The sequence below is a fragment of the Kitasatospora sp. NPDC056181 genome, from assembly GCF_042266225.1.
In the GTDB taxonomy this organism is placed as follows: Bacteria; Actinomycetota; Actinomycetes; order Streptomycetales; family Streptomycetaceae; genus Kitasatospora.
In genome coordinates, this window is record NZ_JBHJUK010000107.1 from 1 (window position 1) to 26359 (window position 26359).

At 75.4% G+C, this 26359-nt stretch carries 27 protein-coding genes; 8 read left to right on the top strand and 19 right to left on the bottom strand.

Annotated elements, in window-relative coordinates:
• Positions 1-7: 7 nt before the first annotated feature.
• The 13 genes from ACFC1F_RS31140 to ACFC1F_RS31200 all read right to left on the bottom strand — a co-directional run bounded on the left by ACFC1F_RS31140 (position 8) and on the right by ACFC1F_RS31200 (position 13419).
• Positions 8-2770 (bottom strand): fumarate reductase/succinate dehydrogenase flavoprotein subunit, encoded by a 2763-nt coding sequence (locus ACFC1F_RS31140; protein ID WP_376163298.1) that lies wholly within the window; start codon positions 2768-2770, stop codon positions 8-10.
• Positions 2767-3531: an ABC transporter ATP-binding protein gene (locus ACFC1F_RS31145; protein WP_376163300.1), complete on the bottom strand. Its 765-nt coding sequence runs from the start codon at positions 3529-3531 to the stop codon at positions 2767-2769. Before ACFC1F_RS31145 ends, ACFC1F_RS31140 begins: the two co-directional genes overlap by 4 nt.
• The gene (locus ACFC1F_RS31150; protein WP_376163302.1) at positions 3528-4385 is read right to left on the bottom strand and encodes an ABC transporter permease; all 858 of its coding nucleotides are present in this window, start codon (positions 4383-4385) and stop codon (positions 3528-3530) included. The genes ACFC1F_RS31145 and ACFC1F_RS31150 overlap by 4 nt, the downstream gene beginning before the upstream one ends.
• On the bottom strand, positions 4382-5764 hold the full coding sequence (locus ACFC1F_RS31155; RefSeq protein ID WP_376163303.1) for an ABC transporter substrate-binding protein: 1383 nt from the start codon (positions 5762-5764) through the stop codon (positions 4382-4384). The genes ACFC1F_RS31150 and ACFC1F_RS31155 overlap by 4 nt, the downstream gene beginning before the upstream one ends.
• Before the next feature lie 11 nt (positions 5765-5775).
• Positions 5776-6003, bottom strand: a complete 228-nt coding sequence (locus ACFC1F_RS31160) for a ferredoxin family protein (RefSeq protein WP_209413139.1) — start codon at positions 6001-6003, stop codon at positions 5776-5778.
• Positions 6004-6013: 10 nt separating this feature from the next.
• Positions 6014-6766, bottom strand: coding sequence for a GntR family transcriptional regulator (locus tag ACFC1F_RS31165; protein WP_376163305.1), 753 nt, complete (start codon positions 6764-6766; stop codon positions 6014-6016).
• Positions 6767-7181: 415 nt separating this feature from the next.
• Complete coding sequence (locus ACFC1F_RS31170) at positions 7182-7628, bottom strand: hypothetical protein (RefSeq protein WP_376163307.1); 447 nt, start codon at positions 7626-7628, stop codon at positions 7182-7184.
• A gap of 171 nt (positions 7629-7799) precedes the next feature.
• Positions 7800-9134, bottom strand: coding sequence for a sensor histidine kinase (locus ACFC1F_RS31175; protein WP_376163309.1), 1335 nt, complete (start codon positions 9132-9134; stop codon positions 7800-7802).
• Positions 9131-9976, bottom strand: a complete 846-nt coding sequence (locus ACFC1F_RS31180; protein ID WP_376163311.1) for a response regulator — start codon at positions 9974-9976, stop codon at positions 9131-9133. Before ACFC1F_RS31180 ends, ACFC1F_RS31175 begins: the two co-directional genes overlap by 4 nt.
• Positions 9973-10854 carry a hypothetical protein gene (locus tag ACFC1F_RS31185; protein WP_376163313.1) on the bottom strand — a complete coding sequence of 294 codons (882 nt, stop codon included), beginning with the start codon at positions 10852-10854 and terminating at the stop codon, positions 9973-9975. The genes ACFC1F_RS31180 and ACFC1F_RS31185 overlap by 4 nt, the downstream gene beginning before the upstream one ends.
• Positions 10855-11071: 217 nt before the next feature.
• Entirely contained in the window at positions 11072-11743 is a 672-nt protein-coding gene (locus ACFC1F_RS31190) for a class F sortase (protein WP_307853178.1), read from the bottom strand.
• A 220-nt stretch (positions 11744-11963) separates the two neighbouring features.
• Entirely contained in the window at positions 11964-12437 is a 474-nt protein-coding gene (locus ACFC1F_RS31195; protein ID WP_376163315.1) for a hypothetical protein, read from the bottom strand.
• A gap of 187 nt (positions 12438-12624) precedes the next feature.
• Positions 12625-13419 carry a class I SAM-dependent methyltransferase gene (locus ACFC1F_RS31200; protein ID WP_376163317.1) on the bottom strand — a complete coding sequence of 265 codons (795 nt, stop codon included), beginning with the start codon at positions 13417-13419 and terminating at the stop codon, positions 12625-12627.
• Between the two features lie 79 nt (positions 13420-13498).
• Here ACFC1F_RS31200 and ACFC1F_RS31205 point away from each other — a divergent pair, with 79 nt between their 5' ends.
• Entirely contained in the window at positions 13499-13702 is a 204-nt protein-coding gene (locus tag ACFC1F_RS31205; protein WP_376163319.1) for a hypothetical protein, read from the top strand.
• Between the two features lie 40 nt (positions 13703-13742).
• Here the strand turns inward: ACFC1F_RS31205 and ACFC1F_RS31210 are convergent, their stop codons facing one another.
• Together ACFC1F_RS31210 and ACFC1F_RS31215 are read right to left on the bottom strand one after the other, a co-directional pair.
• Entirely contained in the window at positions 13743-14552 is an 810-nt protein-coding gene (locus ACFC1F_RS31210; protein ID WP_376163321.1) for an alpha/beta hydrolase, read from the bottom strand.
• 214 nt (positions 14553-14766) lie between these two features.
• Positions 14767-15120 (bottom strand): DUF6401 family natural product biosynthesis protein, encoded by a 354-nt coding sequence (locus ACFC1F_RS31215; protein ID WP_376163323.1) that lies wholly within the window; start codon positions 15118-15120, stop codon positions 14767-14769.
• A gap of 195 nt (positions 15121-15315) precedes the next feature.
• On the opposite strand from ACFC1F_RS31215, the gene ACFC1F_RS31220 reads away from it, so the two are divergent.
• The 3 genes from ACFC1F_RS31220 (at position 15316) to ACFC1F_RS31230 (ending at position 18548) form a co-directional block, all read left to right on the top strand.
• Positions 15316-16242, top strand: coding sequence for an LLM class F420-dependent oxidoreductase (locus ACFC1F_RS31220; protein ID WP_376163325.1), 927 nt, complete (start codon positions 15316-15318; stop codon positions 16240-16242).
• 392 nt (positions 16243-16634) lie between these two features.
• Positions 16635-17228 carry an AAA family ATPase gene (locus ACFC1F_RS31225; protein ID WP_376163327.1) on the top strand — a complete coding sequence of 198 codons (594 nt, stop codon included), beginning with the start codon at positions 16635-16637 and terminating at the stop codon, positions 17226-17228.
• A gap of 309 nt (positions 17229-17537) precedes the next feature.
• A complete protein-coding gene (locus tag ACFC1F_RS31230; protein WP_209413149.1) occupies positions 17538-18548 on the top strand; it encodes a zinc metalloprotease in 1011 nt (336 codons plus the stop codon).
• Between the two features lie 106 nt (positions 18549-18654).
• Here ACFC1F_RS31230 and ACFC1F_RS31235 read toward each other — a convergent pair whose 3' ends face one another.
• On the bottom strand, positions 18655-19062 hold the full coding sequence (locus ACFC1F_RS31235) for a hypothetical protein (RefSeq protein ID WP_376163329.1): 408 nt from the start codon (positions 19060-19062) through the stop codon (positions 18655-18657).
• Between the two features lie 138 nt (positions 19063-19200).
• On the opposite strand from ACFC1F_RS31235, the gene ACFC1F_RS31240 reads away from it, so the two are divergent.
• Together ACFC1F_RS31240 and ACFC1F_RS31245 are read left to right on the top strand one after the other, a co-directional pair.
• Positions 19201-19665 (top strand): universal stress protein, encoded by a 465-nt coding sequence (locus ACFC1F_RS31240; protein WP_376163331.1) that lies wholly within the window; start codon positions 19201-19203, stop codon positions 19663-19665.
• Positions 19666-19739: 74 nt separating this feature from the next.
• Complete coding sequence (locus tag ACFC1F_RS31245) at positions 19740-20594, top strand: DNA-formamidopyrimidine glycosylase family protein (RefSeq protein WP_376163333.1); 855 nt, start codon at positions 19740-19742, stop codon at positions 20592-20594.
• Here the strand turns inward: ACFC1F_RS31245 and ACFC1F_RS31250 are convergent.
• Together ACFC1F_RS31250 and ACFC1F_RS31255 are read right to left on the bottom strand one after the other, a co-directional pair.
• Positions 20542-21177: a uridine kinase gene (locus ACFC1F_RS31250; RefSeq protein ID WP_376163335.1), complete on the bottom strand. Its 636-nt coding sequence runs from the start codon at positions 21175-21177 to the stop codon at positions 20542-20544. The two genes, ACFC1F_RS31245 and ACFC1F_RS31250, sit on opposite strands and share 53 nt — an antisense overlap.
• Positions 21178-21306: 129 nt before the next feature.
• The gene (locus ACFC1F_RS31255) at positions 21307-22614 is read right to left on the bottom strand and encodes a PQQ-binding-like beta-propeller repeat protein (protein ID WP_376163337.1); all 1308 of its coding nucleotides are present in this window, start codon (positions 22612-22614) and stop codon (positions 21307-21309) included.
• 241 nt (positions 22615-22855) lie between these two features.
• Between ACFC1F_RS31255 and ACFC1F_RS31260 the strand changes: the two genes are divergently transcribed.
• Positions 22856-23392: a Uma2 family endonuclease gene (locus tag ACFC1F_RS31260; protein ID WP_376163350.1), complete on the top strand. Its 537-nt coding sequence runs from the start codon at positions 22856-22858 to the stop codon at positions 23390-23392.
• A 3-nt stretch (positions 23393-23395) separates the two neighbouring features.
• Here ACFC1F_RS31260 and ACFC1F_RS31265 read toward each other — a convergent pair whose 3' ends face one another.
• Positions 23396-23725 (bottom strand): DUF4326 domain-containing protein, encoded by a 330-nt coding sequence (locus tag ACFC1F_RS31265; protein ID WP_209413270.1) that lies wholly within the window; start codon positions 23723-23725, stop codon positions 23396-23398.
• Between the two features lie 107 nt (positions 23726-23832).
• Between ACFC1F_RS31265 and ACFC1F_RS31270 the strand changes: the two genes are divergently transcribed.
• Positions 23833-26343 carry a SpoIIE family protein phosphatase gene (locus ACFC1F_RS31270; protein ID WP_376163339.1) on the top strand — a complete coding sequence of 837 codons (2511 nt, stop codon included), beginning with the start codon at positions 23833-23835 and terminating at the stop codon, positions 26341-26343.
• The last annotated feature ends 16 nt before the right edge of the window (positions 26344-26359 follow it).

Genomic DNA, 26359 nt, shown 5'->3' on the forward strand with positions numbered 1-26359 from the left:
GCGGTGCTCAGGGCGCCGTCCGGGCCGCGGCCACCGTCGCCCGGGGCGTCCGGGGCGTCCGGGGTGCCCGCATTGCGAGGCGGGCGTAGGCACGGACGTCGGCGTCGGGATCGGCGAGGCGGGCCCGGAGGGCCGGGGAGACGGCGGGGTCGGCGGCGGAGGCGGCGAGGGCGCGGACGGCGGCCTTGCGGACGTCCGCCTCCTGGTCGTCGAGCAGGCCGAGCAGCGGCGCGGGCGGTGCGGCGGCGGGCGGTGCGGCGGCGGCCAGGGCCGCGGCGGACGCCTTGCGCACCTGCCACGCCTCGTCCTGTGCGGCGGCCCCCGCCCGCGCGGCCAGTTCGGGCGGGCAGCCGATCCCGGCCGCGCCGGTGAGGGCGGCGGCGCGCACCAGCGGGTCGGGGTCGTCCGCCAGCCGGAGCAGGGCCGCGGCGGCGGCCGGGTCGCCGACGGTGCCGAGGCCCTCGCCGACGGTGCCGAGGCCCTCGCCGACGGCGACCCGGACCTCGCGGGCGGCGTCCCCGGCGGCGGGGGCGAGGGCGGCGGCCGCGTCCAGGGAGACCAGCCCGTGCACGGCCTGAAGCCGTACCGGGACGGCCGGGTCGGCGAGCGCGTCCGCGAAGAGCGGCACCGTCCCGGCCCGCAGCACCCGGGCCAGCTCCAGCACCCCGGCCCGCACCACCGGGTCGGACGAGGCCGCCGCCGGGAGGAGGGCCGCGCCGAGCGGGGCGTCCAGCACCTCGGCCAGTTCGCGCAGCCCGGCCACCGCGGCCGCCCGGACGGATGCGTCCGGATCGTCCAGCGCCCGCGCGAGGGCCGGGCCGGTGCCGTCCGGCGCGGTCTCCGTCAGCACGGTGACCGCGGTGCGCCGGACCTCGGCGGCCGGGTCGGCCAGGAAGGGCGCCAACTGCTCTGCCCCGGGCTGGAGTTCGGCGAGCCTGAGCAGGTCGAGCAGGCGTGGGGAGGCCGGCGTGTCGGCGGAGCCGCGGACCGGGGCCTGGGGTGCGGCCGCGCCGGTGCGGCCGACCGGCAGCGGGTGGACCTCGCCGAGGACGGTCACCGGGAGGACGGGCGGCTCCAGGCCGTCGACCGGGACGAGGTACGGGGCGACGGGCCGGGTGAGGAACTCCATCGCGCCGGCCGCGTTCTTCCGCAGGTTGAGGTGGCTGAACCAGCGCTCGTCGTCCCGTCCGGGGTGGTCGACGCGCTCGTGGTAGAGGCCCCAGCGGCTCTCGGTCCGGGCGAGCGAGGAGCGGGCCGCCATCTCGGCGCAGTCCCGGATGAAGTCCACCTCGACGGCGCGCATCAGCTCGTGCGGGGTCCGGGCGCCCATCGCGGCGATCTCGCCGCGCATCCGCTCGACGTGTTCGAGTGCGAGCGAGAGCCGTGCGCCCGTCTTGGGCGGGGCGATGTAGTCGTTGACGAAGCGCCGCAGCTTGTACTCGACCTGCGGCTGCGGCGGCCCGTCCGGACGGCGCAGCGGGCGGTAGACCAGCTCGTGCGCGGCCGCGATCTGGTCGGGCGGCAACTCGGCCCGCCCGGGCGGGAGATGGCCCGCGGCATGGGTGCCGGCCAGGTCGCCGAAGACGAACGCGCCGATCATGTAGTTGTGCGGGACGCAGGCGAGGTCGCCGGCCGCGTAGAGGCCGGGCACGGTGGTGGCGGCGTTCTCGTCGACCCAGACCCCGCTCGCCGAGTGCCCGCCGCAGAGGCCGATCTCGGAGATGTGCATCTCGACGTCGTGGGTCCGGTAGTCGTGCCCCCGCCCGGCGTGGAAGGTGCCCCGGCTGGGCCGTTCCGTGGTGTGCAGGATCGACTCCAGCGCCTGGACGCTCTCCTCGGGCAGGTGGGTGGTCCGCAGGAAGACCGGGCCGCGGTCGGAGCCGAGCTCGGCGGCGAACTCGGCCATCATCTGCCCCGACCAGTAGTCGGAGTCGACGAACCGTTCGCCGTGCCGGTTCACCTGGTAGCCGCCGAAGGGGTTGGCGACGTACGCGCAGGCGGGCCCGTTGTAGTCCTTGATCAGCGGATTGATCTGGAAGCACTCGATGCCGCTCAGCTCCGCGCCCGCGTGGTAGGCCATCGCGTAGCCGTCCCCGGCGTTGGTCGGGTTCTCGTACGTCCCGTACAGGTACCCGCTGGCGGGCAGGCCGAGCCGGCCGCAGGGGCCGGTGGCGAGCACCACCGCGCCGGCCGACACGGTGACGAACTCCCCGCTGCGGGTGTCGAATCCGGCGGCGCCCACGGCCCGGCCGCCGGAGGTGAGCACCCGGACCGGCATGACGCGGTTCTCGATGGTGATCCGCTCGCGCATGTGGCGCTGCCGCAGGACCCGGTACAGCACCTTCTTGACGTCCTTGCCCTCCGGCATCGGCAGCACGTAGCTGCCCGAGCGGTGCACCTGGCGGACCAGGTACTCGCCGTGCTCGTCCTTCTCGAACTTCACCCCGTACCGCTCCAGCCGCTGCACCATCGCGAACCCGCGGGTGGCGGTCTGCCGGACGGTGCGCTGGTCGACGATGCCGTCGTTGGCGCGGGTGATCTCGGCGACGTAGTCGTCCGGCTCGGCGCGGCCGGGGACGACGGCGTTGTTGACGCCGTCCATGCCCATCGCCAGCGCGCCGGAGTGCCGGACGTGCGCCTTCTCCAGCAGCAGGACGTCCGCCCCGGCCTCGGCCGCGCTGATCGCCGCCATCGAGCCGGCGGTGCCACCGCCGACCACCAGCACGTCGCAGCTCAGCCGCCGGGCCTCGGCGAGGTCGGGGATCTTCATCGGGAACCTTCCTCGGGTGTCCGGCGGCCGGCGCCGGACAGTTGGGACAGCAGCAGTGCGCGCAGCGCGCGGACGGCCGGTTCGGTGCGGGCGGCGGGGTCGCGGGCGTACGGGACGTCGTGGACGGCCGCGACCGTCCCGCCGCCGAGGACGGCGACGCGGTCGCCGAGCAGCAGCGCCTCGTCGACGTCGTGGGTGACGAAGACGACCGTGCAACGCTCCTTCTCCTGGACGCCGAGCAGCAGTTGCTGCATCTCGGACCGGGTCCGGGCGTCCAGTGCGCCGAACGGCTCGTCCATCAGGACCGCCCGCGGTGCGCCGACCAGGGCGCGGGCGAGCTGCACCCGTTGCCGCTGTCCGCCGGAGAGTTCGCGCGGCAGCCGTCGTTCCAGCCCGGCCAGGCCCACCCGGCCGATCCAGTCGGCGACCGGCGCGCTCCGCTTCGCGCGCGGGAACCGCCGGACGGCGAGCGGGAGTTCGACGTTGCGCCGGACGTTCCTCCAGGGCAGCAGGCCGTCCTCCTGGAAGACCAGCGCCCGTTCGGCGCCGGGGCCGCGCAACGGATCGCCGTCGGCGAGCAGTTCACCGCCGAGCGGCGGCAGCAGCCCGGCCAGGGCGCGCAGCAGGGTGGACTTGCCGCCGCCGGAGGCTCCGACCACGGTCAGCACCTCGCCCGGCGCGACGTCCAGGTCCACGCCGTCGAGCACCGGGTGCCCGGGGTGGCCGAGGCGCAGGCCCCGGGCGGTCAGCCGCAGACTCATACCCTCGCCTCCTGCCGTCCGGGCGCGACCGCCGTGACGGTGGCCGGCCCGGCCGGCTCCGTACGGGCCGGCGCCGTGGGAGCGCCCGCCCGGGCCGGCGGCAGCCAGGAGGTGAGCCGACGGCCGAGCAGCTCGACCGCGCCCGAGGTGGCCCAGCCCAGCAGCCCGATGGTGGCCATCCCGACGAACACCCCCGGGTAGTCGAGCACCGTGTACGCGGACCACGTCCGGTACCCGACGCCGAACTGGCCCGAGACCATCTCGGCCGAGATCACGCAGATCCAGGCCACCCCGATCCCCACCGACAGGCCCCCGACCACGCCCGGCAGCGCGCCCGGCAGCACCACGCTCCGGAGCACCCGCCCGCGCCCGGCGCCCATGGTCCGGACGGCGTCCTCCCAGAGCGGGGGCACGGCCCGAACGGCGTGCCGGGTCGCGACCAGCACGGGGAAGAACGCGGCGGTGAAGGTGATGAACACGATGCCCTGCTCGTTCTCCGGGAAGAGCATGATCGCGACCGGTACCAGCGCGATCGCCGGGACCGGCCGGACCACCTCCAGCACCGGCCCGAGCAGGTCCGAGGCCCAGCGGGAGCGGGCGGTCACCACCCCCGCCGCCACCCCGAGCAGCGCCGCCAGCAGGAAGCCGCAGCCGATCCGCCGCAGACTCTCGGTGAGGTCCTGCCAGTACTCCGCGGTGCCGAGCCGCGCGGCGAACGCCTGCCAGACCTGGACGGCCGTCGGCAGGTGGTCGAACCGCACCCAGCACTGCACCCGCTGCGCCGTCAGCAGCTGCCAGAGACCGACGAACGCGAGCAGTGAACCGGCCCGGACCAGCCGTCGTGCGGGCGTCATGACGCGGCCAGCGCTTCCTGGTACGAGAGCTGCCGGGCGCCGGGGTGGGCCGCCAGATAGGCCTTCGCACCGTCCTCGGTGGTGAACGGCAGCAGCGCGGCGGCGTCCCGCACCCACCAGTCCTTGTCCGCGAACCAGCGGGTGCCGGTGGCGGCGTCGGGGACGTACGCGGCGCGCACCTTCCCCGCCGGGTTCTTCAGCGCGCGCAGCAGGCAGCCGGGGTCGGCGGCGGGCCGGGTGGTCTCCTCGCCGTCGTACCAGATCTCGCCGGCCAGCCGCGGGTCCCCGACGGGCCGGCCGCAGACCGGGTCGGTGCCGGTGATCCGGGCCGGCGCGATCTCGGGCAGCGCGGCCTGCTGCTGGTAGGAGGGGTCGATGAACCTCTCGACGTCCAGCGCCTTCAGCACGCCCACCGACCGCAGGAACGGCACGTCCTCGCGCAGCGCGTCCAGCAGCTTCGGGTCCAGCGGCGTGGCGAAGGTGGCGATGCCGTTCGGGCCGTTGTAGAGGTGCACCACCTCGGGCGGCAGGCCGGTGGCCTCGGCGACCTTCCGACTCGCGTCCAGCGGGTGCTCGTTCAGGTACCGGGTGGCCTCCGCCTGGGCGCGGAGGAAGGCCCGTACCACCTCCGGGTGTTGGGTGCCGTACTTCTGCCGGATCACCACGCCGTGCAGGGTCGGCCGGCCGAGCGCGGCGCCGTCGTACAGCAGCCGGCCGTCGCCGGCGAAGACCACCGCGCCGGGCCAGGCCACGAACTGCGCCAGCGCGTCCACCCCGCCGGCTTTCAACGCCGAGGCGCCGACGGCGGGTTGCTGGTTCTGCTTCTGGATCTCGGCGTCGGCCACGCCCGCCTTGGCGAGCGCCTGGACCAGGGTGCCGTCGGCGGCGGAGCCGACCGAGGTGGAGACCTTCCGCCCCTTCAGGTCGGCCAGTGTGTGCGCGCTCGAAGTATTCGGAACCACCACGGAGTTGAGGGCACCGAGCAGGTTGTATCCGGTCACCGAGACCAGCCGGGTGCCGGGCCCGCCGGCCTCCTGTGCGCGGGAGCCGTTGATCAGCAGCGGGTAGTCGCCCATCGAGCCGATGTCGGTCTTCTCGGCGAGCATCTGCGCGGTGATCGGCGCGCCGGAGTCGTAGTCCTGCCAGGTGACCTTGTACGTCCTCCCGTCCGTGCGCCCCTGCTCGGCGAGCTGCTGCTCGAAGTAGCCCTGGGCGCGCAGCAGGGTGCCGGCGGTCACGGTGTTGATGGTCTTCGACTGGTAGCCGACGACGACCTCGACGGTGGCGCCGCCGGCTCCGGCCGAGGACGAGCAGGCGGCCTCGGCGGCCAGCGTCGCGGCCGCCAGGAGGAATCTGAGTGGGCGTGCGGTGTACGACATCTGACGGATCCTCAGCGGAGTAGGTAGGGCATGTTGACGGTGACCGCGCCGGTCGGGCAGCGGGCGGCGCACGGTCCGCAGTACCAGCACTCGTCGACGTGCATGTAGGCCTTGTTGCTGTCCGGGTCGATGGCCAGCGAGTCCAGCGGGCACATCTCGACGCACAGCGTGCAGCCGTCGATGCAGAGCGAGGCGTCGATGGTCACGGGCACGTCGGAACGGTGGTCGGCGAGCGCCACGGGTTCCTCCTCAGGGGGTGTCGCGCAGCAGCCGTCCCTGCATGGTGATCCGGTCGCCGCGGAAGCGGACGTACTCCAGGTCCACGGGGCGTCCGTCGGCCAGCGCGGTCAGCCGCTCCAGCATCAACAGGGCGGAACCGCGGGGGACTTCGAGAACGGTGGCGGAGTGCGGGTCGGCGTTGACCGCCTCCAGGGTGATGTCGGCCCGGCCGAGCGGCCGGCCGGTGACCTCCTCGATGAGCCGGAAGATGTCCTGGCCGGCGAGGTCCTCCGCGACGAGCCCGGCGCCGATGTCGGGCGCCAGGTAGGTGAGGTCGAGCGAGAGCGGCAGGCCGTTGAGACGGCGCAGTCGCTCCACGTACACCACGTCCGAGCCCTCGGGCAGTTCGAGCCGGCGGGCGACCGGGCCGGGCGCGCGGACCGGCCCGAAGGCGCGGACCTCGTTGGTCACCTCGCCGTGCTCGTGCAGGGTCTCGGCGAGGCCCTGGAGCCGGTTCAGTCCGTGCGGCACCTTCTCCGCCACCACGAGCGTCCCCGAGCCGGGCACCCGGCGGACCAGGCCCTCGCCGCGCAGCAGGTCCAGCGCCTCCCGGATGGTGTTCCGCGAGGCGCCGAACTCCTCGGCCAGCCTGTCCTCGTGCGGAAGCTGGCCGTCCCGGTACGCCTCGCTCAGCACCTGCCGGCGCAGGACGTCCGCGACCTGCCGGGCGCGGTCGGCGCGCAGCCGCCGGGCACCGGCAGGGTTGGGGCTCTCGCTGGTCATCGGCACTGCTCCGGGCCTCGGGGTCGGGTTCGGCCTGAACCATAGGGCCCTACCAGCAGGTTTTTCGTTGCCACCGCATTACGCCACCTGACGCCCTGTCGAGACCCCTTCCCACCTGCGGAAAGAGCGTTCGGCCGAGCCGAACTGCCACCGGCGTGGACCGACCGCCGGGCCGGAGCCGGGCCGACCCGGGACCGCCGCCGGGGCTGCCGGGCCGATGCACCCCCGCGCCCGAAAGCCACCGCCGCGCCGGTACGCCACCGCTGGACCGGCACCCCGCCGCTGCGCCGGTACGCCACCGCTGGACCGGCACCCCGCCGCTGCGCCGGAACGCCACCGCCCGCGGCCACCGGGGGCTCCGGTGATCGCGGGCGGTGGCGTCAGACGGATGCGGCCGCCGTGCCGCCGGTACGCGTCACCGCCCCCCGCGCCGGGCGCCCCGCCGGGACAACGAGCCGCCGGCGAGAGCGGCTCCCGCGACGGCCGCGACCACGCCGGCAGCCATCAGCCCGTTCCGTGACCGCCAGGACAGCACCGACCAGCGGGAGTTGGCGGACAGCAGCGAGCCGAGGCTGAACCAGGAGCCGGCGGAGAGCGCGGAGAGCGCCGAGCCGGCCGAACCGACCGACAGCACGCTGCCGACCGAGCCCACCGAGAGCACGGAGCCGACCGATCCGATCGACAGGGCCGAGCCGACCGAGGCGACGGCCAGGACGGAGTCCTTGGACCAGAGCGCCCACGAGGACGACGTGGACGACGCGGACGAGACGGACGACTCGCACGACGTGGACCTCGTGGACCTCGTGGACCTCGTGCACTTCGCGGACTTCGCGGACGACAAGGAAGCGGATCGCGTGGACATGCGCCGATCGTATGCCGGGGCCGGGCCGAACCGGCCGCTCCCACGGCGGGTCCGGGCCCGGACCCGGCCCTCGGACACGTTCTCCGGGCGTGTCGTCCTTCGGCAGAAGGTGTCCCGGATCGACGGGGCGCGGCCGTTCTCGGCGGCGGCACCCTCGACCTGGTAGGGCTGCTAGTGGTTCCCGTGCCAGGAGCCCCGCGACTCCTCGCCGTCGGGCCCGATCCGCTCCGCCTCGACCCGCTCCGCCTTGACCCGCTCCGTCCCGTCGTGCTCCGTTCCGTCCTGCTCCGTCCCGTCGTGCTCCGCCGCGGCCGGCAGGAGCAGGGTCGCCACCGCGCCGCCGTCGGGGTGGTTGGCGAACGTCAGGGCCGCTCCGATCACCCGGGCGTGGCCCTGCGCGATCGTCAGGCCCAGCCCGTGGCCGCGCCCGCGCTCGCGCGCACCGGTCCGGAACCGCTGGGGTCCGCGCCGCAACAGGTCCTCCGGGAAGCCGGCGCCGTGATCGCGCACGGTGATCCGCAACCCGTCCACACCCAGGAGCACGGGGCCGCTGCCGTGCCGGTCCGCGTTCACCAGCAGGTTGCCCAGGATGCGGTCCAGCCGGCGCAGGTCGGTGCGGACCACCGCATCGGCCTCGCCCGTCACCGTCACGGCCAGCCCCGTCAACGCGACGGTGCGGCGGACCGCCCGTTCGAGCGGCACCGCCGACAGGTACGGCGTCTCGGCGTCGGCGTCCAGCCGGGAGACCTCCAACAGGTCCTCCACCAGCGAACGCAACACCTGCACCCGGTCCCGGACCAGTTCGGTCGGCCGGCCCGGGGGCAGCAGTTCGGCCGCCGTCACCAGCCCGGTGAGCGGGGTGCGCAGCTCGTGCGCCACGTCCGCGGTGAACTGCTGCTCGTCCTCCAGCCGGCGGTGCAGCGCCCGGGACATCGAGTCGACCGCCGCCGCGAGGTCGGCGACCTCGTCCCGCCCGTCGACGAGCTCACCGATCCGGGTGTCCGTCCGCCCGCCGGCGATCCCGCGCGCGGCCGCCGCGGCGGTCCGCAGCCGGCGGCTGATCCGGTCCGCGACCAGCACCCCGCCCAGCACCGTGGTGAAGACCGAGGCGGTGACGGTGATCAGGATGATCCGGTCGAGGTCGGCGATGGCCTGCCGGTCCTGCGCGAAGTCCACCCGGACGGAGAGCACCCCGTCCTGGACCGGGCCGGCCGCCCACATGGCCTCGCCCTGCGGCCCGGCCGCCAGGAGGGACCCCTGCCGGCTGTCCGCCACCAGCCTGCGGAGCCGTTCCGGCAACGCCGGGTCGTTCACCGCGGCGCCCTGGCCGGCGACCTCGCCGCGCTTGTACGCCCCGAGTGACGACTCCAGCGCGGCCAGCGCGGACGCCCGGGCCTGGTCCATGTGCTGGCGCACCATCGCCTGGTGGACCAGCAGGCCGACCGTGACCGCGACCAGGACGGAGATCGCGGCGACGGCGGTGGCGATCTGACGGCGCAGCGTCATGCCGGGCGCCGCAGCTTGTAGCCGAACCCGCGCACCGTCTCGATCCGGCCGGCGCCGATCTTCGCGCGCAGCCGTTGCACGTGGACGTCCACCACCCGGGTGTCGGCGCCCCACTCGTAGTCCCAGACCCGCTCCAGCAGGCTGGACCGTTCCAGCACGATGCCGGGTGCGGCGGTGAACTCCAGCAGCAGCCGCAGCTCGGTCGGCGTGAGCGGGACGAGCCGGCCGTGCACCCGCACCTCCATGCTGTCGGTGTCCACCTCCATCCCGTCCAGGCTGCGCACCGTCCGCGCCGGGGATTCGGCGGGAGCCGCGGGCGCCCCGGGAGGCGCGGGTTCGACCGGTGCCGTCGCCGAGCCCGGGACGCCGGCCGGCGCCGGGACGACTGCCGGGGCTGCGGCGACCGCGACGGTGGGAACGGCCGGGACGGGCGGCGCGGCCTCGGTGGCCGGCACCACCCGGACCCGGCGCAGCACCGTCCGGATCCGGGCCACCAGCACCGCGCTCTCGAACGGCTTGACGACGTAGTCGTCCGCACCGGCCTCCAGCCCCGAGACCACGTCGACCGGGTCGGTGCGCGCCGACATCATCAGGATCGGCAGCTGGCTCTCCTCGCGGATCCGCCGGCAGAGGCCGACCCCGTCCAGGAGCGGCAGCATCACGTCGAGCAGCAGCAGGTCCGGGCGGACGGCGTGGAACGCCTCCAGCCCCTCCAGTCCGTCGGCGGCGGTGGAGACCGGGAAGCCGTACCGCTCCAGGGCCATCCGGGTGGCCTCCCGGATCACCTCGTCGTCCTCGACGATCAGGATGTGCGGGTGGGCGGGCGGAACTGCGGCGTTCATGGCTTCGCTTCCGGGGCTGAGGTCGGACGGGCGGGCGGTGCCGGGACGGGGGTGGCGGTGCGGGGGACGGTGCCCGCACCGCCGGTGCCGTTCCCGGGTGCGACGGTCCGGCCCGGGGGGACCGGCACGGCGGTCGGTCGGACGGACGGGCGGGCCGGGTCGGGCGGTGCGCCGGGTGTCGCGGAGGACGTCACCGCAGGGTCGGTGCTGCCCTGGGCGGGGCCGGGGATCGGGCCGATCCCCTCCAGCTTCTGCTCCAGCAGGCTGAGCCGGACCCCGTCCCAGCCGTAGTGGCTTCTGGTCTGGGCGGAGACGGAGGTCGGTTCGTCCACCCACAGGTCGGAGCCGACCGTCTTCGCACTGAAGCCCTTCAGCACCTGGACCCGCAGCACCGGCAGCACGCGGTCCCCGGTCAGGGTGTAGACGTGCAGCACCGCCGCCGTGGCCGTGCCGACCGCGGTGACCAGCTCGGGCCGTCCGTCGCCGGTGAGGTCGCGGAACTCGGGGCTGCGGAGCTCGCAGCCGGGGCAGCCGTCGAGGGCGCGACGCTCGTCGGCCGTCACCCCGGGGTCCTTGGCCAGGAGGGTGCGGAGGTCGAGCGCCGTGAGGTCCTGGCCCGGCGCGGTGACGTCCGGGACTGGCTGCGGCGGCGGCTCGGTGGCACGGCCGCTTGAGGTTGGGGACGGAGCCGCCGCGAGGTCCGGCCAGAGCGGCTGGGGCACCGTGGGCGGGGTCACCCGTGCCGTCACGCCGTTGTCCCGCAGCTCGCCGGGCGTCGCGCAACCGGCCAGGAGCGCGGCCAGCCCGGCAGTCGCGACGGCCGCACCGGCCAGGGACGGCACACCGGCCCGCAGCCGGGCCGTCAATGCTGCTGCCACGGTCCGTGGCCTTCCTCTTGATCTGCGGCGATGCGCCGGTGCGTCCACGGTGACTAGGTCGTCCGAACAGGAGCCCCCGGTTCCGCCCGCGGCCGGATGGTTGCGGACGGAACCGGGGGCGGCCGGGGCGGTCGAGGCGGTCGGGCTGGCCAGGGTGGCCGGGGTGGCCGGGGTGGCCGTGACACGCCGACGGCCGGCCCGGCCCCGGCCTCCCCTCTCACCCGGCCTTGGTGGCCAGGTCCGCCAGGATGATGATGTTGTCGGTCCAGTGGCCGTCCGGGCCGATCCGGCCGCCACAGGTGATCAGGTGCAGCTCGGGCGCCGCGGTGTCGCCGTAGACCGTCTCGGTCGGGAACTGGTCCTTCGAGGCCTGCAACAGCGTGCGGACACGGAAGTCGACCGTGCTGCCGTCGGCCCGCCGGACCTGGATGGTGTCGCCCGGGCGGAGCTTCGGCAGCGTGTGGAAGACGGCCGGGCCGTGCGCGGTGTCGTAGTGCCCGATCAGGACGGCGGGGCCGGTCTCGCCGGGGGTCGGACCGTTGCGGTACCAGCCGACCTCGCCGCCCCGGTCGGCGGCCGGCACCTCGACCGTGCCGTCGGCGTTCAGGCCGAGTCCGACGACCGGGGCGTCCACGCCGGCCGCCGGGACGAGCAGTCTGGTCGGCGGGGAGGCGGCGAAGGGCCGCGGGCTCGCGGGTACCGCGGGTGCGCTCGTGCCGGTGCCCGTGCCGGCGCCCTTCGCGGGCGTCGCGGGCGGATCGGCGGCGTTGTGCACGGAGGGTTCCACACGTACCACGGGGGTGTGCCGGCCCGACAGTGCCACGGTGGTGCCGAGGACGAGGCAGAGCAGGCCGGCCGCTCCGAAGGCGGTCCGGCGCAGCCCGTCCACGGCCGGGCTGGAGGCCGGGCGCCCGCGGTGGGCCCCGGGGCGCCTCCCACGGCGGCCGGTCCGGTGACCGCCGCGCCCCGCGGGGTCCGTCCGTGCCGCCCGGTCCGCCGCCTCGCCGGTTCCAGGCCTCCCGTCGTCCGGCAGGGGCCCGCCGCCCCACCCCGGCACGTGACCGTGCGGGGGCGGGGCGGCGGGGTGCCCGGAGGGCCCGGAACCGGTGTCAGCCGCGCGCACCGGAGCGGCGGCGCAGGAGGGCGAAGCCCAGCGCCCCGGCACCGACGGCGGCCACGGTGCCGCCGCCGACGAGCATGAGGCCGGAGTCGCCGGCCGAGCCGGAGCCGTCCCCGGCCTGGGCCGCGCCCTTGGGCACCTCGCGGACCTGCGGCGCGCCACCCCCGGCCGGTGCCGGCGCGGCGGGGGTCGCGGTGCTGACGGTGCCGTTGCCGGAGCCCGCGACGGCGGGTGCCCCGGGGCGGGACGGCTGGGGGGCGGCGGTCGGCGCGGCGCCGTTGACGGCCGGGGCGTTGGGCGCGCTGGGGGCGGCGGACGCCGGGGCCGGGGCCGGGGTGGGCTTCGTGCCTCCGTCGGCCCAGGCCGTTCCACCGGTGACGGTGGTCAGCAGCGCGGCCCCGGTGAGGGCGCAGACCGCCAGGCCCCGACGGGCGGCAAAGCGGTGGGTACGGCTCCTGGTCATGCGGTGTGTCTCCTTCGTCGTGGTCCGCCCCTGCCGGGTTCGGCCGGGGCGTCGTCAGTGACGGTAGGAGGCGGGTGTCGCGGTCCCCGGCCGGTCGTGTCACGGGCACCCATCGGCCGCTCATCGGCTGTGTAACGGCGGGTGCGCGCACGACGGCCGGGCAACGGCCGGCACGGTGGGGCGGGTGTCACCCCGCCTTCGTGGTGCCCTCCGGCTTCGTGGCCCGGAGTGAGTAGACCAGCGGGACGCCCCGCCCGTCGGGGAGGCGGAAGTGGCCGCCGTCGTGCTCGTGCAGGAACTCCAGGCGCAGGCCGGCGGCGGTCAGCGCGCTGACGACGTCGCCGACGCCGTGCCGCCATTCGTACGTCAGGTTGGCGGTGGTCGCGGCGTCCGGGTCGGCGTAGGTGCCGGGCTCGTCGAACACCATGGGGCTGCGGCGGAAGTAGTCGTCTTCGACGGTGCGGCCGTCCTCGGCGAGGACGTCGGCGACGGGGTGGTACTCGGCCAGGTAGAGGAAGCCCCCCGGAGCGACCAGGGCCGCCACCGTCCGCGCCCACCGGTTGATGTCCGGCAGCCAGCACAGGGCGCCGCGGCCGGTGTAGACGATGTCGAAGGCCCGTCCGTCGAGGGCCTCGACGGCGTCGTACACGTCCGCCGTGACGAACCGGGCGGTGCCGGCGCCGATCCTGGCGGCGAGGTCGCCGGCCACCTCCACGGCGGGTGCGGAGAAGTCGAGGCCGGTGACGGTCGCTCCGCGGCGGGCCCAGGACAGGGTGTCCAACCCGATGTGGCACTGGAGGTGGAGCAGGCTCTTCCCGCCGACGCCGCCGACCTCGGTGAGCTCGAAGTCCTGGAGCGTGTCGCCGCCCGCGACGAAGGAGGGGACGTCGTAGAAGCGGCCGGCGACGTGGATCGGGACGCGCTCGTCCCAGTTCGCTCGGTTGGCCGTGCGCCAGTCGGCCGGGTCTGAGGTCGTTACCATGGCGGACAATCTAGCCAGCACCGCGGATGGCGCTCCATCAGATTTCGCGGGGGACACCTGTGGAGGGGTGGTCGGCACCATGGCGACAGCGTCCGGACCGTCCGATTTCCGTGGCTTCGACCTGGTGCGGCGGGGCTACGACCGCGGCCAGGTCGACGGCTTCCTCGCCGCTCTGGAGACCGGGGAGGCGCCCGCGCAGCCGCCCCGGTTCAAGATCGTGTGGCGCGGCTACGACCGCGAGCAGGTGGAGGCGCACGTTCGCGGGCTCCTGGGGCGCGCCTGAGGACTCCCGCCGGGCGCCCGGCGCACTCCGCGCCGCCGGTTCAGGCGTCGGTCGGGAGGACCGGGGCGGGGCGGCGGGGCGGCGCCGTGCGGGGGTGGGCGGGGAGGGCGAGGGTGAGCGCGTCGGGGGAGTCGGCCGGGAGGGCGAGCGCGGCGGTGACCTCGGCGGGGAGGTCGCGCAGGCCGAGCAGTCCGGCGCCGAGGCGGGCGGTGGCGCGGTGCCAGTCGCCGATCCGCTGGAGCAGGGCGTGGCCGCTGCCGGTCACGGTGTAGCCGCAGACCCGGGCACCGGCCGCCCGGCCCCGCGTGGCGAAGCCGAGGGTCTCGGCGGGGGAGGTGATCTTGTCCCGGTCGCCGTGCAGCATCAGCACGTCCCGGCCGGCGAGCTGTTCGCACGGGTCCTCGGGCGGGCACCAGGGGGCGAGGGCGATGACGCCGGTGACGTTCGGGTGCCCGGCCGCGCGAAGGGCCGCCCGGCCGCCCATCGAGTGGCCGACCAGGACGGTCGGCACGTGGCCGAGCTCCTCGGCGAGGTCGCCGAGCGCGGCGGTGGTGTCCCGGGCGGCGTCGGCACGTTCGCCGTTCCAGCCCCGGTGGCGGTAGCGGACGGTGCCGATCGCCACTCCCGCGCCCGTCGTCTCGTGGCGCAGCGCGCGCAGGAACCCGTACATCCGCAGGCCGGGCAGGTTGAGCGGGCCGGGCCGGGAGAGGTTGTGCTCCTCGCCGCCGTGCAGGACCAGCACCGCGGCGGCCGGCCGCTCCGGCAGCTCGCGCCAGACGAGCGCGCGGTGCCCGCCCGCGCTGGCCTCGCGGCCGGTTCTGACCGTGCCCGACGCGTCGTTCCTGCTCACCTGTACCGCCCCGCCCCGCCGTCCGTTCCGTGGACCGCCACTGTACGCCGCCGGCGGCCGGCGGGCGGGTCACCCGGGCGGCCCAGTCCGGCGGTCCGCTGCAGGACGCGTGCAGGACGGCTCCGTCCGGGCCGATCAGGGCGGTCAGGACGCGTGCGGGACGGCTCCGTCCGGGCCGGTCAGGGCGTGTGGGGGACCGTCGCGTCCGGGCCGGTCAGGGCGTGAGCAGGCCCTGTTCGCGCACCAGCCAGCAGATCGCGGTCAGCCGGTGCACCGCGTAGTCGTACCCCATTGGCTCCAGCCGGCCGGTCTCGCCGAGCGCGTCCAGGAGGCCGAGCGCGTAGTCCGAGAGCTCCGTCCGGTCCAGGGGCAGCGGCAGCAGCTCGGGGCCCTGCGCGTACAGCAGCTCGCGGATCTGGGCGGCGTGCTGGTCGACCGCGGCGCCGAAGCCGGGCCGGAGGGCGAACTCGGCGAGCCGCGGCGCGAAGGCCGCGACGATCCCGGGCAGCGGACAGCCGGCGGGCTGGTCGGGGGAGCCTCGGTGGGACTCGTCGGGCGTGGCGAACATCCGTCCACGGTAGGCGAGCCGGACGGCCCTCCGGGCGGCTCCGGCTGAGACCTTTGCCACCCCGCCGCGGACCCCGGGGACCCTCCACGAGGAGGCCCCGGCCACCCCGTGGACCGCCGCCGTTCGCCGCCCCGACGCCCGCCGTGTCCGGCGAACCGCCGTGAGCGCGGGATGCTCTGTACCAGAATGGCCCGTATGGATCTTCGAATCTTCACCGAACCCCAGCAGGGCGCGAGCTACGACACGCTGCTGCGCGTCGCCCGGACCGCGGAGGAGCTCGGTACCTTCAGCGCCTTCTTCCGCTCCGACCACTACCTGAAGATGGGCGGTGTCAGCGGCCTGCCCGGCCCGACCGACGCCTGGATCACCCTGGCCGGCCTGGCCCGCGACACCAGCACCATCCGGCTCGGCACCCTGATGACCGCCGCCACCTTCCGGCTGCCCGGGGTGCTCGCCATCCAGGTCGCGCAGGTCGACGCGATGAGCGGCGGCCGGGTCGAGTTCGGCCTCGGCGCCGGCTGGTACGAGGAGGAGCACACCGCGTACGGCATCCCCTTCCCGAAGGAGAAGTTCGGGCGGCTGGAGGAGCAGCTGGCGATCGTCACCGGCCTCTGGGCCACCAAGCCCGGCGACACCTTCGACTTCGAGGGGCGGTACTACCGGCTGACCGACTCGCCGGCGCTGCCCAAGCCCGTCCAGGAGCGGATCCCCGTCCTGGTCGGCGGCACGGGCCCGACCCGCACCCCGGCGCTGGCCGCCCGCTTCGCCGACGAGTTCAACATGCCGTTCACCTCGGTGGAGGAGAGTGCCGCCCAGTTCGGGCGCGTCCGAGCCGCCGTGGAGCAGGCCGGCCGGCAGCCCGACGACCTGGTGTACTCCAACGCCCTGGTCGCCTGCGTCGGCCGGGACGACGCCGAGGTGGCCCGCCGGGCCGCCGCGATCGGCCGCGAGGTCGGCGAACTGAAGGCCAACGGCCTGGCCGGCACGCCGGACGAGGTGGTGGAGAAGCTCGGCCGCTACGCCGCCGTCGGCACCGGGCGCGTCTACCTCCAGATCCTCGACCTGGACGACCTGGACCACCTGGAGCTGATCGCCTCCCGGGTCGCGCCGCAGCTGGGCTGACCGGCCCGGACGTCCGCCGCGCTGCCGTCGCCCCGGGGCGCCCCCGTCACCCCCGTCGCCGCCGTCACCCCCGTCGCAGGCCCGGCGTCACCGGCCGCCGGCGCCCGGGTGGCGGCGGCGCGGTGCTGTGAGCGGACGGTGAAGGGACTCGGCCGGACCGCCGCTGACCACTAGTCTTTACTTCCTCTTGGAGGAGGGCAGGCTCTTTCGAAAGGCGGAGGCCGGGGAGTCAGGGGGGAGTGCCGGTGGCGAAGACGACGGTGCCGGGGGCGGGGCCCACCGGCACGGGACCGTCCGGAGCGGGCCTGCCCGGGGCCCAGGTGCCCGTGCCGCGATCCGCCGGCGGAGGCGTCCCGGCACGGGCGGGCGGTCCGCCCGGTCCGCCCGGTCCGGTGCTGCGCCCGCGCGGACTGCACGACCTGCGGCAGAGCGGTCCCGGGCCGGCGCCGGCCGCGCTGCACTACCGGGCCGACGACCTGCTGGTCGTCTCCGGCCTGCCCGGCAGCGGCAAGAGCACCCTGATGCGCCGGTGCATCACCGCCCGGCTGGTCGACTCCCAGCAGGTGCGGGCCGAGTACGCCGCCCGGCTGCCCGGCTGGCTGCCGTACTTCGTCTACCGGCCGCTGGTCCGGGCCGCGCACTACCGGCGGCTGCGCCGCGCGGTGCTCGACGGCGGCCCGCTCGCGGTGCACGACTGCGGGGCGCTGCCCTGGGTGCGGGGCTGGCTCGTCCGGGCGGCGGCCCGGCAGGGGCGGCGGGTGCACCTGATCCTGCTGGACGCCAGCGCCGACGAGGCCAGGGACGGTCAGCACGCCCGCGGGCAGCGGGTCTCCGCGTACGCCTTCGCGAGGCACCGCGAGTCCGCCCGGCGGCTGCGCCGCAGGCTGGCGGGTGCGGGGGAGGCGCCGGCCGGCTGTGCGTCGGCCGTGGTACTCGACCGGGCCGGTGCGCGTGCCCTACGGGAGATCGTCTTCGTGGCGTCGTAGTCTCGGCGAGGCGGTGCGGGGCCGCCGGCCGACCCGTCCGGGTGGCCCTCCGGGGCCTGCCGGGGCTTTCCGGGGCGGACGGGGTGTCAACTTTCGGACAACTCGGGGTCATCGCTGCGATCGCGCGACACGGGAAATGCTCCACCTGTGACCGGTGTCGATCGATCAGGCTTCCGGGTTATGTCCGAATTGTCGTCAGAACTTTCAGGCTGGAAGACAACTGACGCGTACACGCGGCCCTGCGTAGCCTTGGCTCGGCGGCTCCCCCAAGCGGCCGCCACCCCCCACAACTCCCCCTCAGGAGCGCAGATGCGTCGTTCTGCCCGCGTCCCTTCGAGCGTTTCCCGCAGATTCCTCAGCGCCGCCGCCCTCGTCGCCGCGCTCGGGCTCACCCAGTTCGCCGCACCCGCCTCGTTCTCCACCGCCGCCGCCCAGGCCCCGGCCGGCCAGTGCGTCGGCGGTGACGGTGCGCAGAGCCAGGACGCGGGCGCCCGCAAGCCCGCGGGCAGCGCCGTCGGCCAGGAGCCCAACGCCGTCACCGACGCCCAGGCCAAGGCCATGGACGCGGACCTCCAGGCCCGGGTGGCCAAGCTGGCGAGCTCCTCCCAGGGCAGTACGCTGCTCGCCCCCGGCACGCTGGCCGCGACCACCACCATCCCGGTGTACGTCCACGTCGTCCACTCCGGGACGACGGGCAAGCTCAGCTCGACGGACATCAGCAAGCAGATCTCCGTGCTCAACGCCGCCTACAGCGGCCAGGGGGCGGGCAACACCGCCAGCCAGTTCCAGTTCCAGCTCGTCGGCACCGACTACACCGACAACGGGACCTGGTACAACGGCATCACCCCGGGCTCCTCGGCCGAGAAGGCGATGAAGACCTCGCTGCGCAAGGGCGGCGCCAACGCCCTCAACCTCTACACCGCCAAGCTCGGCCAGTCGCTGCTCGGCTGGGCGACGTTCCCCAGCTCCTACAAGGGGAACCCGAGCGACGACGGCGTCGTCATCCTCGACTCCTCGTTCCCCGGCGGCTCGGCCGCCAACTACAACGAGGGTGACACCGCCACCCACGAGGTCGGCCACTGGCTCGGTCTCTACCACACCTTCCAGGGCGGCTGCAGCGGCCAGGGCGACTACGTCTCCGACACCCCGGCCGAGAAGAGCGCCGCCTACCAGTGCCCCGCGGGCCGCGACACCTGCACCGCGACCGGCGTCGACCCGATCCACAACTTCATGGACTACACGTACGACTCCTGCATGACGCAGTTCACCCCCGGCCAGGTCGCCAGGATGTCCAACTCCTGGGCCGCCTACCGGGCCTGACGCGGCTCCGGCCGCCTGAATCCCTGGCGGGTGCGTGGGTGATGGGGCCCGCGCACCCGCCAGAACCATGTCCCGGCCGGGCCGGGCTCGGCAGAACGTCCGGATCTCAGCAGAACGTCTGGATGTAGAGCAGCGTCCGGCCGTCCTGGTCGGTGAACTCGTAGGCCAGGTACGACAGCAGCTCGTCGACGTCGTACCGGCTGCCGGCCTCCAGCCAGGCGCCCGGGCGGTCCGCCTCGGGGAGGAACGCCGGGAACCAGCGCTCCTGCTCGTCGTCGTAGGCCTCGCCCATGGACATCAGGTCGGCGCTCACGGCCAGCCGCTTGGCCCGTCGCGGGTCCAGCGGGCCCCGGGCCAGTGTCCAGCGGCAGCCGGCCGCATCGGTGAACCCGCGGTCGGCGACCGGCGACCGGACGGGAACGGGGCTCGCCTCCCCCTCCGCCCGCTCCGGCGCCGACAGGGTCCCGGCGAATCCGGGGGTGAGATGCGGCTTCTTCGGCCTGTTCCTCGCCATCCGGTCAGGATCGCACAGACTTCGAAAGCGTTCGGCGCTCCCGGTGTGGCAATCAGTGGTGGAATATCCCTTTTGATCTATGTTCTGGGAGACAGAGGCTGGTGAAGCCGAGGTAGCACTCGAACAAGGAGCAGTGGCATGGCCAACAGCGCCACCCCCCGGATCGTCGTCGGCGTGGACGGCTCGCCCGCCTCGGAGCACGCGCTGCGCTGGGCCGTCGACTACGCCCGGCTGGTGGGCGGCAGTGTCACCGCGATCGCGGCCTGGGAGTACCCCGCCTTCTACGGCTGGGCCGGGCTGAGCGTGCCCCCGGCCGAGGGGTTCAACCCCGAGGAGCTGGCCGGGCGGACCCTCTCCGAGACCGTCACCGAGGTCGTCGGGGACGACCCCGGGGTGCGGATCACCGAGGCCGTGGTGCCCGGCAACGCCGCCCAGGCGCTGCTGGAGTCGGCCGTCGGCGCCGCTCTGGTCGTCGTCGGCAGCCGCGGCCTCGGAGGCTTCTCCGGCGCGCTGCTCGGCTCCGTCAGCCGGCACCTCACCGAGCACGCCCCGTGCCCGGTCGTCGTGGTCCGCGACCGACCGGCGCCCGCGGCGGCCGGCTGACCGCACCGCCCCGCGGTGCACCGGCCACCGGCCTGCCGATGCGCGCCGGGGCGCCGGCGGGAGAGGATGGACACATGCCAGAAGGTGACTCCGTCTACCGTGCGGCGGCCCGGCTGCACGAGACCCTCGCCGGCCGGGTGCTGACCACCGCGGACCTGCGGGTGCCCGCGCACGCCACCGCCGGGCTCGCCGGTCGGCGGGTGTTGGAGGTCGCGCCGCGCGGCAAGCACCTGCTCACCCGCCTCGAAGGCGGCCTCACTCTCCACACCCATCTGCGGATGGACGGCCGCTGGGAGGTCTACCGCCCCGGCGAGCGCTGGGCGGGCGGGCCCGCCTGGCAGATCCGCGCCGTCCTCGGCACCGAGGAGGGGACGGCGGTCGGCTACCGGCTGCCCGTCGTCGAACTGCTGCGCACCGCCGACGAACAGCGCGCCGTCGGGCACCTCGGGCCCGATCTGCTCGGCCCGGACTGGGACCAGGCGGAGGCCGTCCGCCGGCTCCTCGCGCACCCCGGCCGGCCGGTCGCCGAGGCCCTCCTCGACCAGCGCAACCTGGCCGGCATCGGTAACGTCTACGCCAACGAACTCTGCTTCCTCGCCGGCGTCACCCCGTGGACCCCGGTCGGTGAACTGCCGCGCCCCGACCGGCTGGTGGAGCGCGCCCGACAGCTCCTCGACGCCAACAGGCTGCGCGACGGCCACGTCACCACCGGCGACACCCGCCGCGGCCACCAGCACTGGGTCTACGGCCGCGCCGGGCGCCCCTGCCCGCGCTGCGGCACACCGGTGCTGACGGCGCAGCAGGGGACGCCGCCGCAGGAGCGGGTGGCGTTCTGGTGTCCGTACTGCCAGCGCGGCCCCGCGCCCGAGGCCCGGTCTACGGGCGCTCGACCAGGGCCGGGTGGCGGGGGTCGTCGACCCGGACGATGACGTCGGCGAGGTCGGCGGGGACGGTCTCGGTCTCGTAGCGGGCGAAGGCCGGCAGCGTCCACTGCTCCCCGGGCGGGGTGCGGCGGGCCAGCGCGGCCGGGGAGAGCGCCAGGTGGACGGTCAGCTCCAGCGGGAGCCAGCGGCCGAGCAACAGCGCGCCGTCCAGCAACAGCACTCCGCCGGGAGGCAGTTCGGTGTAGGAGGCGCGGGTCGAACGGTCCGTCACCGGGTCGCGCAGCGAGGGCAGGACGCGGCCGCTGCCCCCCGGCTCCAGCGGGTCCAGCACCTCGCGCAGCAGGGCTCCGTCGTCCAGCCACAGGTCGTGGAAGGCGTCCGCGTCCTGCCTGCCGTACTCCAGCCGCACCGAGGCCGGGCGGAGGAAACCCGCCGCCGACACCCGCAGCGTCGGGCGCCCGCGCAGCCGCAGCGGCTCCACCAGGGCGTCCGCCAGTTCGCCGGGCCGCGCCGCCGCGGCACCGTCCACCGCCACCCGCAGCCACCGCTCCCCGGCCCCGGGGAGCTCGGTGATGCGGTCGGCGAGGAGCTCGGCGAGCCGGTCGGGCGAGATCGGGTGTACCTGCATCCGCCCATCCTGCCCCGGCACCGGCCGGCCGGGCGGCCCCGGGGTCACGAGTGGCGGCCGGGGGCCAGAAGCGGGCACCCGGAGGTCACGGGCAACGCGGTCACGGGCAACGCGGTCACGGTCAACGGGTCACGGGAGCGGGAGGGCGTGCAGGACGTCGTCGTGGCCGGCGTAGAGGCGCTGGGCGTCGTTGGAGAGCGACCAGACGTCCACGCCCGGCCCGGAGTCCCGGAACGTCCACCGCTCCTCGCCGGTCGCGGCGTCGAGCGCGCAGACGCCGGACGCGGCCGGCCCCGGCACGAACAGCGTCGGCCCGGCCAGCAGCGGGCGGCTGCGGCGGTCCAGCCGGAACGGCAGCCGGTGCACCCAGAGCCTGGCACCGGTGGCCGCGGCGTACGCGGTGACCACACCGTCGTCGCGGGGCACGTAGACCCGGGTGCCGTCGCCGACCGGCGGCAGCAGGCGCCACTCCTCGTCCGGTCCGGGCGCCACCGACCAGCTCGGGGCGCCGTCGGCCAGCCGCAGGGCCCGGAGACCGGCCGTCCCGGCGGGCGCGTAGATGTGCTCGGCGTCGGCGACGGCCCAGTTCAGGCTCACCTCGACCGGCACCTCCCAGAGCCGCTTGCCGGTGGCGGTCTCCAGCAGCGTCAGGTGGGAGCCGGCGGCCGAGGTGTCGAAGAAGGGGACACGGCCGCCGACCGCGGTCAGCGGCGTGAGCGGCCGCTCGGAGCCCGTCGACGGGCGGGCCCACGCCACCACGTTCTCGCGGTAGCGCACGGCGAACAGGTTGTCGTTCCCGTTGTACGGCCGGGGCATGGCCCGCCCGTAGACGAGGTCGCCGTCGCAGCCGAACAGCGTGATGCCGGTGCCCAGCTCCTCGGGCAGCGGCAGGCTCCACTCCGAGGCCGGGTCGGTGAGGTGGCGGCTGTCGACGTGGCCGTTGGAGGCCGTGTACACCCGGTCGCCGCTGATGACCACGCGGCCGTTCGACAGCTCGACGTCGCTCGGCCAGTCCGTCTTGGGCAGGGCGAAGTCCAGCGTGCGCAACGGGGTGCCGGTCGCGGGGTCGAGCACCTGGAGTCCGGAACGGGAGAGGAACACCGGCCGGGAGGGCCGGTCGCTCAGCCGCTCGGGCGTCATCGCCTCCGGGCCCCGGTACGTCCAGAGCGGTTCCGGCCCGGCCAGCCGGGTCGGCCGCGGCCTCGGCGGCGCGGGGTCCGCCCCGCCACCCGCGCGGGTGAACGCCCAGACCGCCCCGCCCGCCGCCAGTACCCCGGCCCCGGTCAGCAGCCGCCGCCGGCTCAGCAGGGGCCCGCCGTCCTCCCCGGCGCCCCCGCTCACCACGTCCTCCGGCGCCGCCGACCCCCCGTCCTCCTCGCCGTCCCACTGCCACGAAGCCCCGACGTCCCCGTCGGGCCGCCCGGGCTGCTCGGGCACACGCGCTTCGGAACGGTCGGACCCGGCCGGCTGCATCTTCGCTACTCACTTCCCCCGGGGCGGCCGCTGCGCCGCCCTGTCCGAGGGAGGATATCGAAGGCCGCCCGAACGGTTCGCAGGCGCCCGTCCGGCGGCGCCGCTCCGTCAGCCCGCGACAGTAGGCTGTGCCACGCGGCACAAGTCCGTCGAGCAGGCTCCGGGGAGGCAGGCCGTGAGCACCGAGATCACCGCACCCGCGTGGATGCACCGGCGGGTCACCAGCGAGCAGTACGACTCCTGGTCCGAGGAGCAGTGCGCGGGCATCGAGATCGTGGACGCAACGGTGGTCGTGAGCCCGAGCGCCTCCAAGCGCCACAACCGGTTGGCCCGTCTCCTGGCGAACGCACTGGACCGGGCCGGTGGCGTCGAGTGGAACGCCGACACGGACTTCGACGTCCGGTTGCAGGACGTGCCGTTGAACAACCGCCGCCCGGACGTGGTCGTCTACCGGGCGGACACCATCGACATCGCCCCCACCAGGCCCGAGCACGTGGCGCTGGTCGTGGAGGTCGTCTCGCCGGGCTCGGAGACCACCGACCGGGTGGTCAAGGTGGATCAGTACGCGAAGGCCGGCATCCCGTTCTACTGGAGGGTCGAGCAGGCGGCATCGGGCGCCCCCGTCGTCTGCACGTCGATTCTGGATCCGGCGGGCTGCGCGTACCGCGACGGTGAGGTGTTCACCGGCACGGTGAGGGCGACGGTGCCGTTCCCGGTGGAGATCGACCTCGGGGCGCTCTGAACGCTACGGCGTGCCGTGGTCGGCGAGGTCGGCGAGGACCTGGGCGTGGCAGGGGAGGGGGACGCACCAGCAGCCGAGGCGGTGGCCGCGGAGGGAGGGGACCAGGGCGAGCAGCTCGGGACGGGCCAGCAGGTAGGCGCGGTAGTCGGCGAGCATCTGCTCGCGGGTGAGGTCCGGGCCGGGGCGGAAGGGGCAGTGCAGCGCGTGTTCGGGCAGGTGCCAGCCGCCGCGGTGCATCGCGCGGCCGACGTAGACGACGTCGGCGTACGCGGGGTCGTCGCGGTGACCCTTGAGGTTGACGACGGTGGTCGGGCCCGGCCGGCTGTGCGCCATGGTGACCATGCTGGCCCAGGCGGGGGCGCCGGGCACGCCGGGGCCGGTCCCGGGCTCGCCTTGACAGTCCCTTGACCCGGGCGTAGCAAGGGAGAATGCGCCAGGGCTTGCCAGCGGACCAGGCCGGTCCGCACGTGACCGGCGGTGCCCGGGCGGCGCGACCCGACGCGCACCGCCCCCGGGAGAGCGATGCCGCCGCCAGGGCGGCGCACGAGCGCGACGCGCTGCTCGCCACCGCCGTCCGGAACGCGATCGGCAGCACCGACGCCTACGGCGGCATGGCGTACCTGCGCTCGCGCGACCGGCGGTCGCTGGTGCTCTGCACGATCGCGGGCGTGCCGCTGTCCATCGTCAGCGCGTTCCGCCGGGTGGCCGCGGCCGGGCCGCTGCCGGTGGCGGTGAGCTACCGCACCGGGCGGATGATCACGCTGTCCGACACCGAGGACACGATGCGGCGCTTCCCGCAGCTCGCCGTCGGCATGCCGTACGACTTCGCCTCGGCGTGCGTGCCGGTCACCGCGGGCGAGGAACGGTACGGGGTGATCAGCGTGCTCTGGGCGGCCTCCGACGAGGGGGTGCCGGACAACGCGCGGCGGCACCTGGGCGCGGCGGCCGACCGGCTCGCGGCCGGGCTGGCGGCCCTTGAGGCGAACGGGCACCCCGTCGAGCCGAACGGCGACACCGCCGTCGTCGAGCTGGTGCCGGCGACCCCGCCGACCACCCGGGTGGGGCTGTTCGACTGGAACGTGGCCACCGGGGCGCTCTCCGTCGACGACCAGTTCTGCGAGATCTTCGGCCTCGACCCCGCCGGGTTCGACGGCCGCGTGGCCAGCCTGACCACCCGGATCGCCCCCGGCGACCTGCCGGAGTTCCGGTCCGCCGCCCGCGCCGCCCTCGACCAGGGCCGGGTGCTGGCCGCCCGGGTCCGGGTACTGGACCGGGAGGGCCACCCGTACCCCGTCGAGCTCTGGGGCCGCGTCCCCGAGGGCGGCCCGGAGGTGCGCACCCACCTGGTCGGCGCCGTCCTCGACACCCGGACCGGAACCGCCGCGGCCGCCGCCGTGGAACGCCTGCGCGACGGCGTCTTCTCGCTCGACCCGGACGGCCGGATCACCTACGCCAACCGCAGCGTCGAGCTGCTGCTGCGCACCCGGCGGGAGGACCTGGTCGGACTCCACCCCTGGGAGGCGCTGCCCTGGCTGTCCGACCCGGTGTACGAGAACCGCTACCGGGCCGCGATGCTCTCCCAGCAACCCACCGCGTTCCTGGCGGCCCGCCCGCCGGACGACTGGTTCGCCTTCTCGCTCTACCCCGACGCCCACGGCGTCACCGGCCGGGTGGTCGCCGCCGAGCCGCCGCCCGGCGCGGCCGAGCCGCCGACCGAACCCCCGCCCGGCGTCCGGACCGGCGTCGGCGGCATGTACCACCTGCTCCAGCTCGCCAGTGCGCTCACCGAGGCCGTCACCGTCAAGGAGGTCTGCCGCGCCGTCGCGGACGAGATCCTGCCGGCGTTCGGCGGCCAGGAGCTGGCCATCTACGCCGTCCGGGACAAGCGTCTGCACCTGATCTCGCAGAGCGGCTACCCGGACGGGTTCCTGGACCGCTTCGAAGGCACTCCGATCGGCGCCCGCGTCCCCGGCGCCGAGGCGCTCAGCACCGGCACGCCGATCTTCTTCGAGTCCATCCACGACCTCGCGGCCGCCTACCCCGGCATCGCCCTGGACGAGATGCGCGCCTGGGCCTTCCTGCCGCTGATCGCCTCCGGCCACCCGGTCGGCAGCTGCATCATCGGCTTCGACGAGCCCCGCGCTTTCACGCTGGAGGAGCGCGGCCTGCTCACCGCCCTCGGCGGCTTCATCGCCCAGGCGCTGGAGCGCGCCCGGCTCTACGACGCCGAGTTCGCGCTCGCCCGCGGCCTCCAGCAGGCCCTGCTGCCGCACCGCCTGCCGCGGCTGGACGACGTCCGGATCGCCGCCCGCTACCTGCCCGGAACCCAGGGCATGGAGATCGGCGGCGACTGGTACGACGCCATCGTCACCGGCCGCGACCTCACGCTCGTCATCGGCGACGTCGAGGGCCACAGCGTCGGCGCCGCCGCCACCATGGGCCAGCTCCGCAGCGCCGTGCGGGCCTTCACCACCGGCGGCCACCCGCCGGACGAGGTGCTCGACCGCACCAACCAGCTGCTGCTCGACCTCGACCCCGGGCTGCTCGCCAGCAGCTGTCTGATCCGCTTCACCCCCTCCGACGGCAGCGCCCTGATCGCCCGCGCCGGACACCTGCCGCCGGTGCTGCGCCACCCCGACGGGCACACCGAGGCGCTGTACGTCGCGGGCGGGCCGCTGCTCGGGGTCGATCAGACGGCCGAGTACCCGGTCACCGAGCTGCGGCTGTCCCGGGGATCGCTGCTCGCGCTCTACACGGACGGCCTGGTCGAGGACCCGGCGGTGCCGATCGACGAGGGCGTGGACCGGCTGCGGGCCGCCCTGGAGCGCACCGCCGGGGTGGCGGGCCACGCCGGGGACGGGCTGGACCGGCTGGCGGAGGTGCTGCTGCACGAGGTCGGCTCCACGCACCGGGTGGACGACGTGGCGTTGCTGCTCACCGCGTACGGGTGAGGCGGCGCGTCGGGGC

Coding starts and splice junctions, on each gene's coding strand:
- ACFC1F_RS31215 (WP_376163323.1), bottom strand. CDS start 15,120: ATGTTCGCCACGCCCGACGAGTCCCACCGAGGCTCCCCCGACCAGCCC.
- ACFC1F_RS31200 (WP_376163317.1), bottom strand. CDS start 13,419: ATGGTAACGACCTCAGACCCGGCCGACTGGCGCACGGCCAACCGAGCG.
- ACFC1F_RS31195 (WP_376163315.1), bottom strand. CDS start 12,437: ATGACCAGGAGCCGTACCCACCGCTTTGCCGCCCGTCGGGGCCTGGCG.
- ACFC1F_RS31230 (WP_209413149.1), top strand. CDS start 17,538: ATGCGTCGTTCTGCCCGCGTCCCTTCGAGCGTTTCCCGCAGATTCCTC.
- ACFC1F_RS31180 (WP_376163311.1), bottom strand. CDS start 9,976: ATGAACGCCGCAGTTCCGCCCGCCCACCCGCACATCCTGATCGTCGAG.
- ACFC1F_RS31250 (WP_376163335.1), bottom strand. CDS start 21,177: ATGCAGGTACACCCGATCTCGCCCGACCGGCTCGCCGAGCTCCTCGCC.
- ACFC1F_RS31240 (WP_376163331.1), top strand. CDS start 19,201: ATGGCCAACAGCGCCACCCCCCGGATCGTCGTCGGCGTGGACGGCTCG.
- ACFC1F_RS31245 (WP_376163333.1), top strand. CDS start 19,740: ATGCCAGAAGGTGACTCCGTCTACCGTGCGGCGGCCCGGCTGCACGAG.
- ACFC1F_RS31220 (WP_376163325.1), top strand. CDS start 15,316: ATGGATCTTCGAATCTTCACCGAACCCCAGCAGGGCGCGAGCTACGAC.
- ACFC1F_RS31165 (WP_376163305.1), bottom strand. CDS start 6,766: ATGACCAGCGAGAGCCCCAACCCTGCCGGTGCCCGGCGGCTGCGCGCC.
- ACFC1F_RS31150 (WP_376163302.1), bottom strand. CDS start 4,385: ATGACGCCCGCACGACGGCTGGTCCGGGCCGGTTCACTGCTCGCGTTC.
- ACFC1F_RS31260 (WP_376163350.1), top strand. CDS start 22,856: ATGCACCGGCGGGTCACCAGCGAGCAGTACGACTCCTGGTCCGAGGAG.
- ACFC1F_RS31145 (WP_376163300.1), bottom strand. CDS start 3,531: ATGAGTCTGCGGCTGACCGCCCGGGGCCTGCGCCTCGGCCACCCCGGG.
- ACFC1F_RS31140 (WP_376163298.1), bottom strand. CDS start 2,770: ATGAAGATCCCCGACCTCGCCGAGGCCCGGCGGCTGAGCTGCGACGTG.
- ACFC1F_RS31170 (WP_376163307.1), bottom strand. CDS start 7,628: ATGTCCACGCGATCCGCTTCCTTGTCGTCCGCGAAGTCCGCGAAGTGC.
- ACFC1F_RS31175 (WP_376163309.1), bottom strand. CDS start 9,134: ATGACGCTGCGCCGTCAGATCGCCACCGCCGTCGCCGCGATCTCCGTC.
- ACFC1F_RS31235 (WP_376163329.1), bottom strand. CDS start 19,062: ATGGCGAGGAACAGGCCGAAGAAGCCGCATCTCACCCCCGGATTCGCC.
- ACFC1F_RS31265 (WP_209413270.1), bottom strand. CDS start 23,725: ATGGCGCACAGCCGGCCGGGCCCGACCACCGTCGTCAACCTCAAGGGT.
- ACFC1F_RS31205 (WP_376163319.1), top strand. CDS start 13,499: ATGGCGACAGCGTCCGGACCGTCCGATTTCCGTGGCTTCGACCTGGTG.
- ACFC1F_RS31155 (WP_376163303.1), bottom strand. CDS start 5,764: ATGTCGTACACCGCACGCCCACTCAGATTCCTCCTGGCGGCCGCGACG.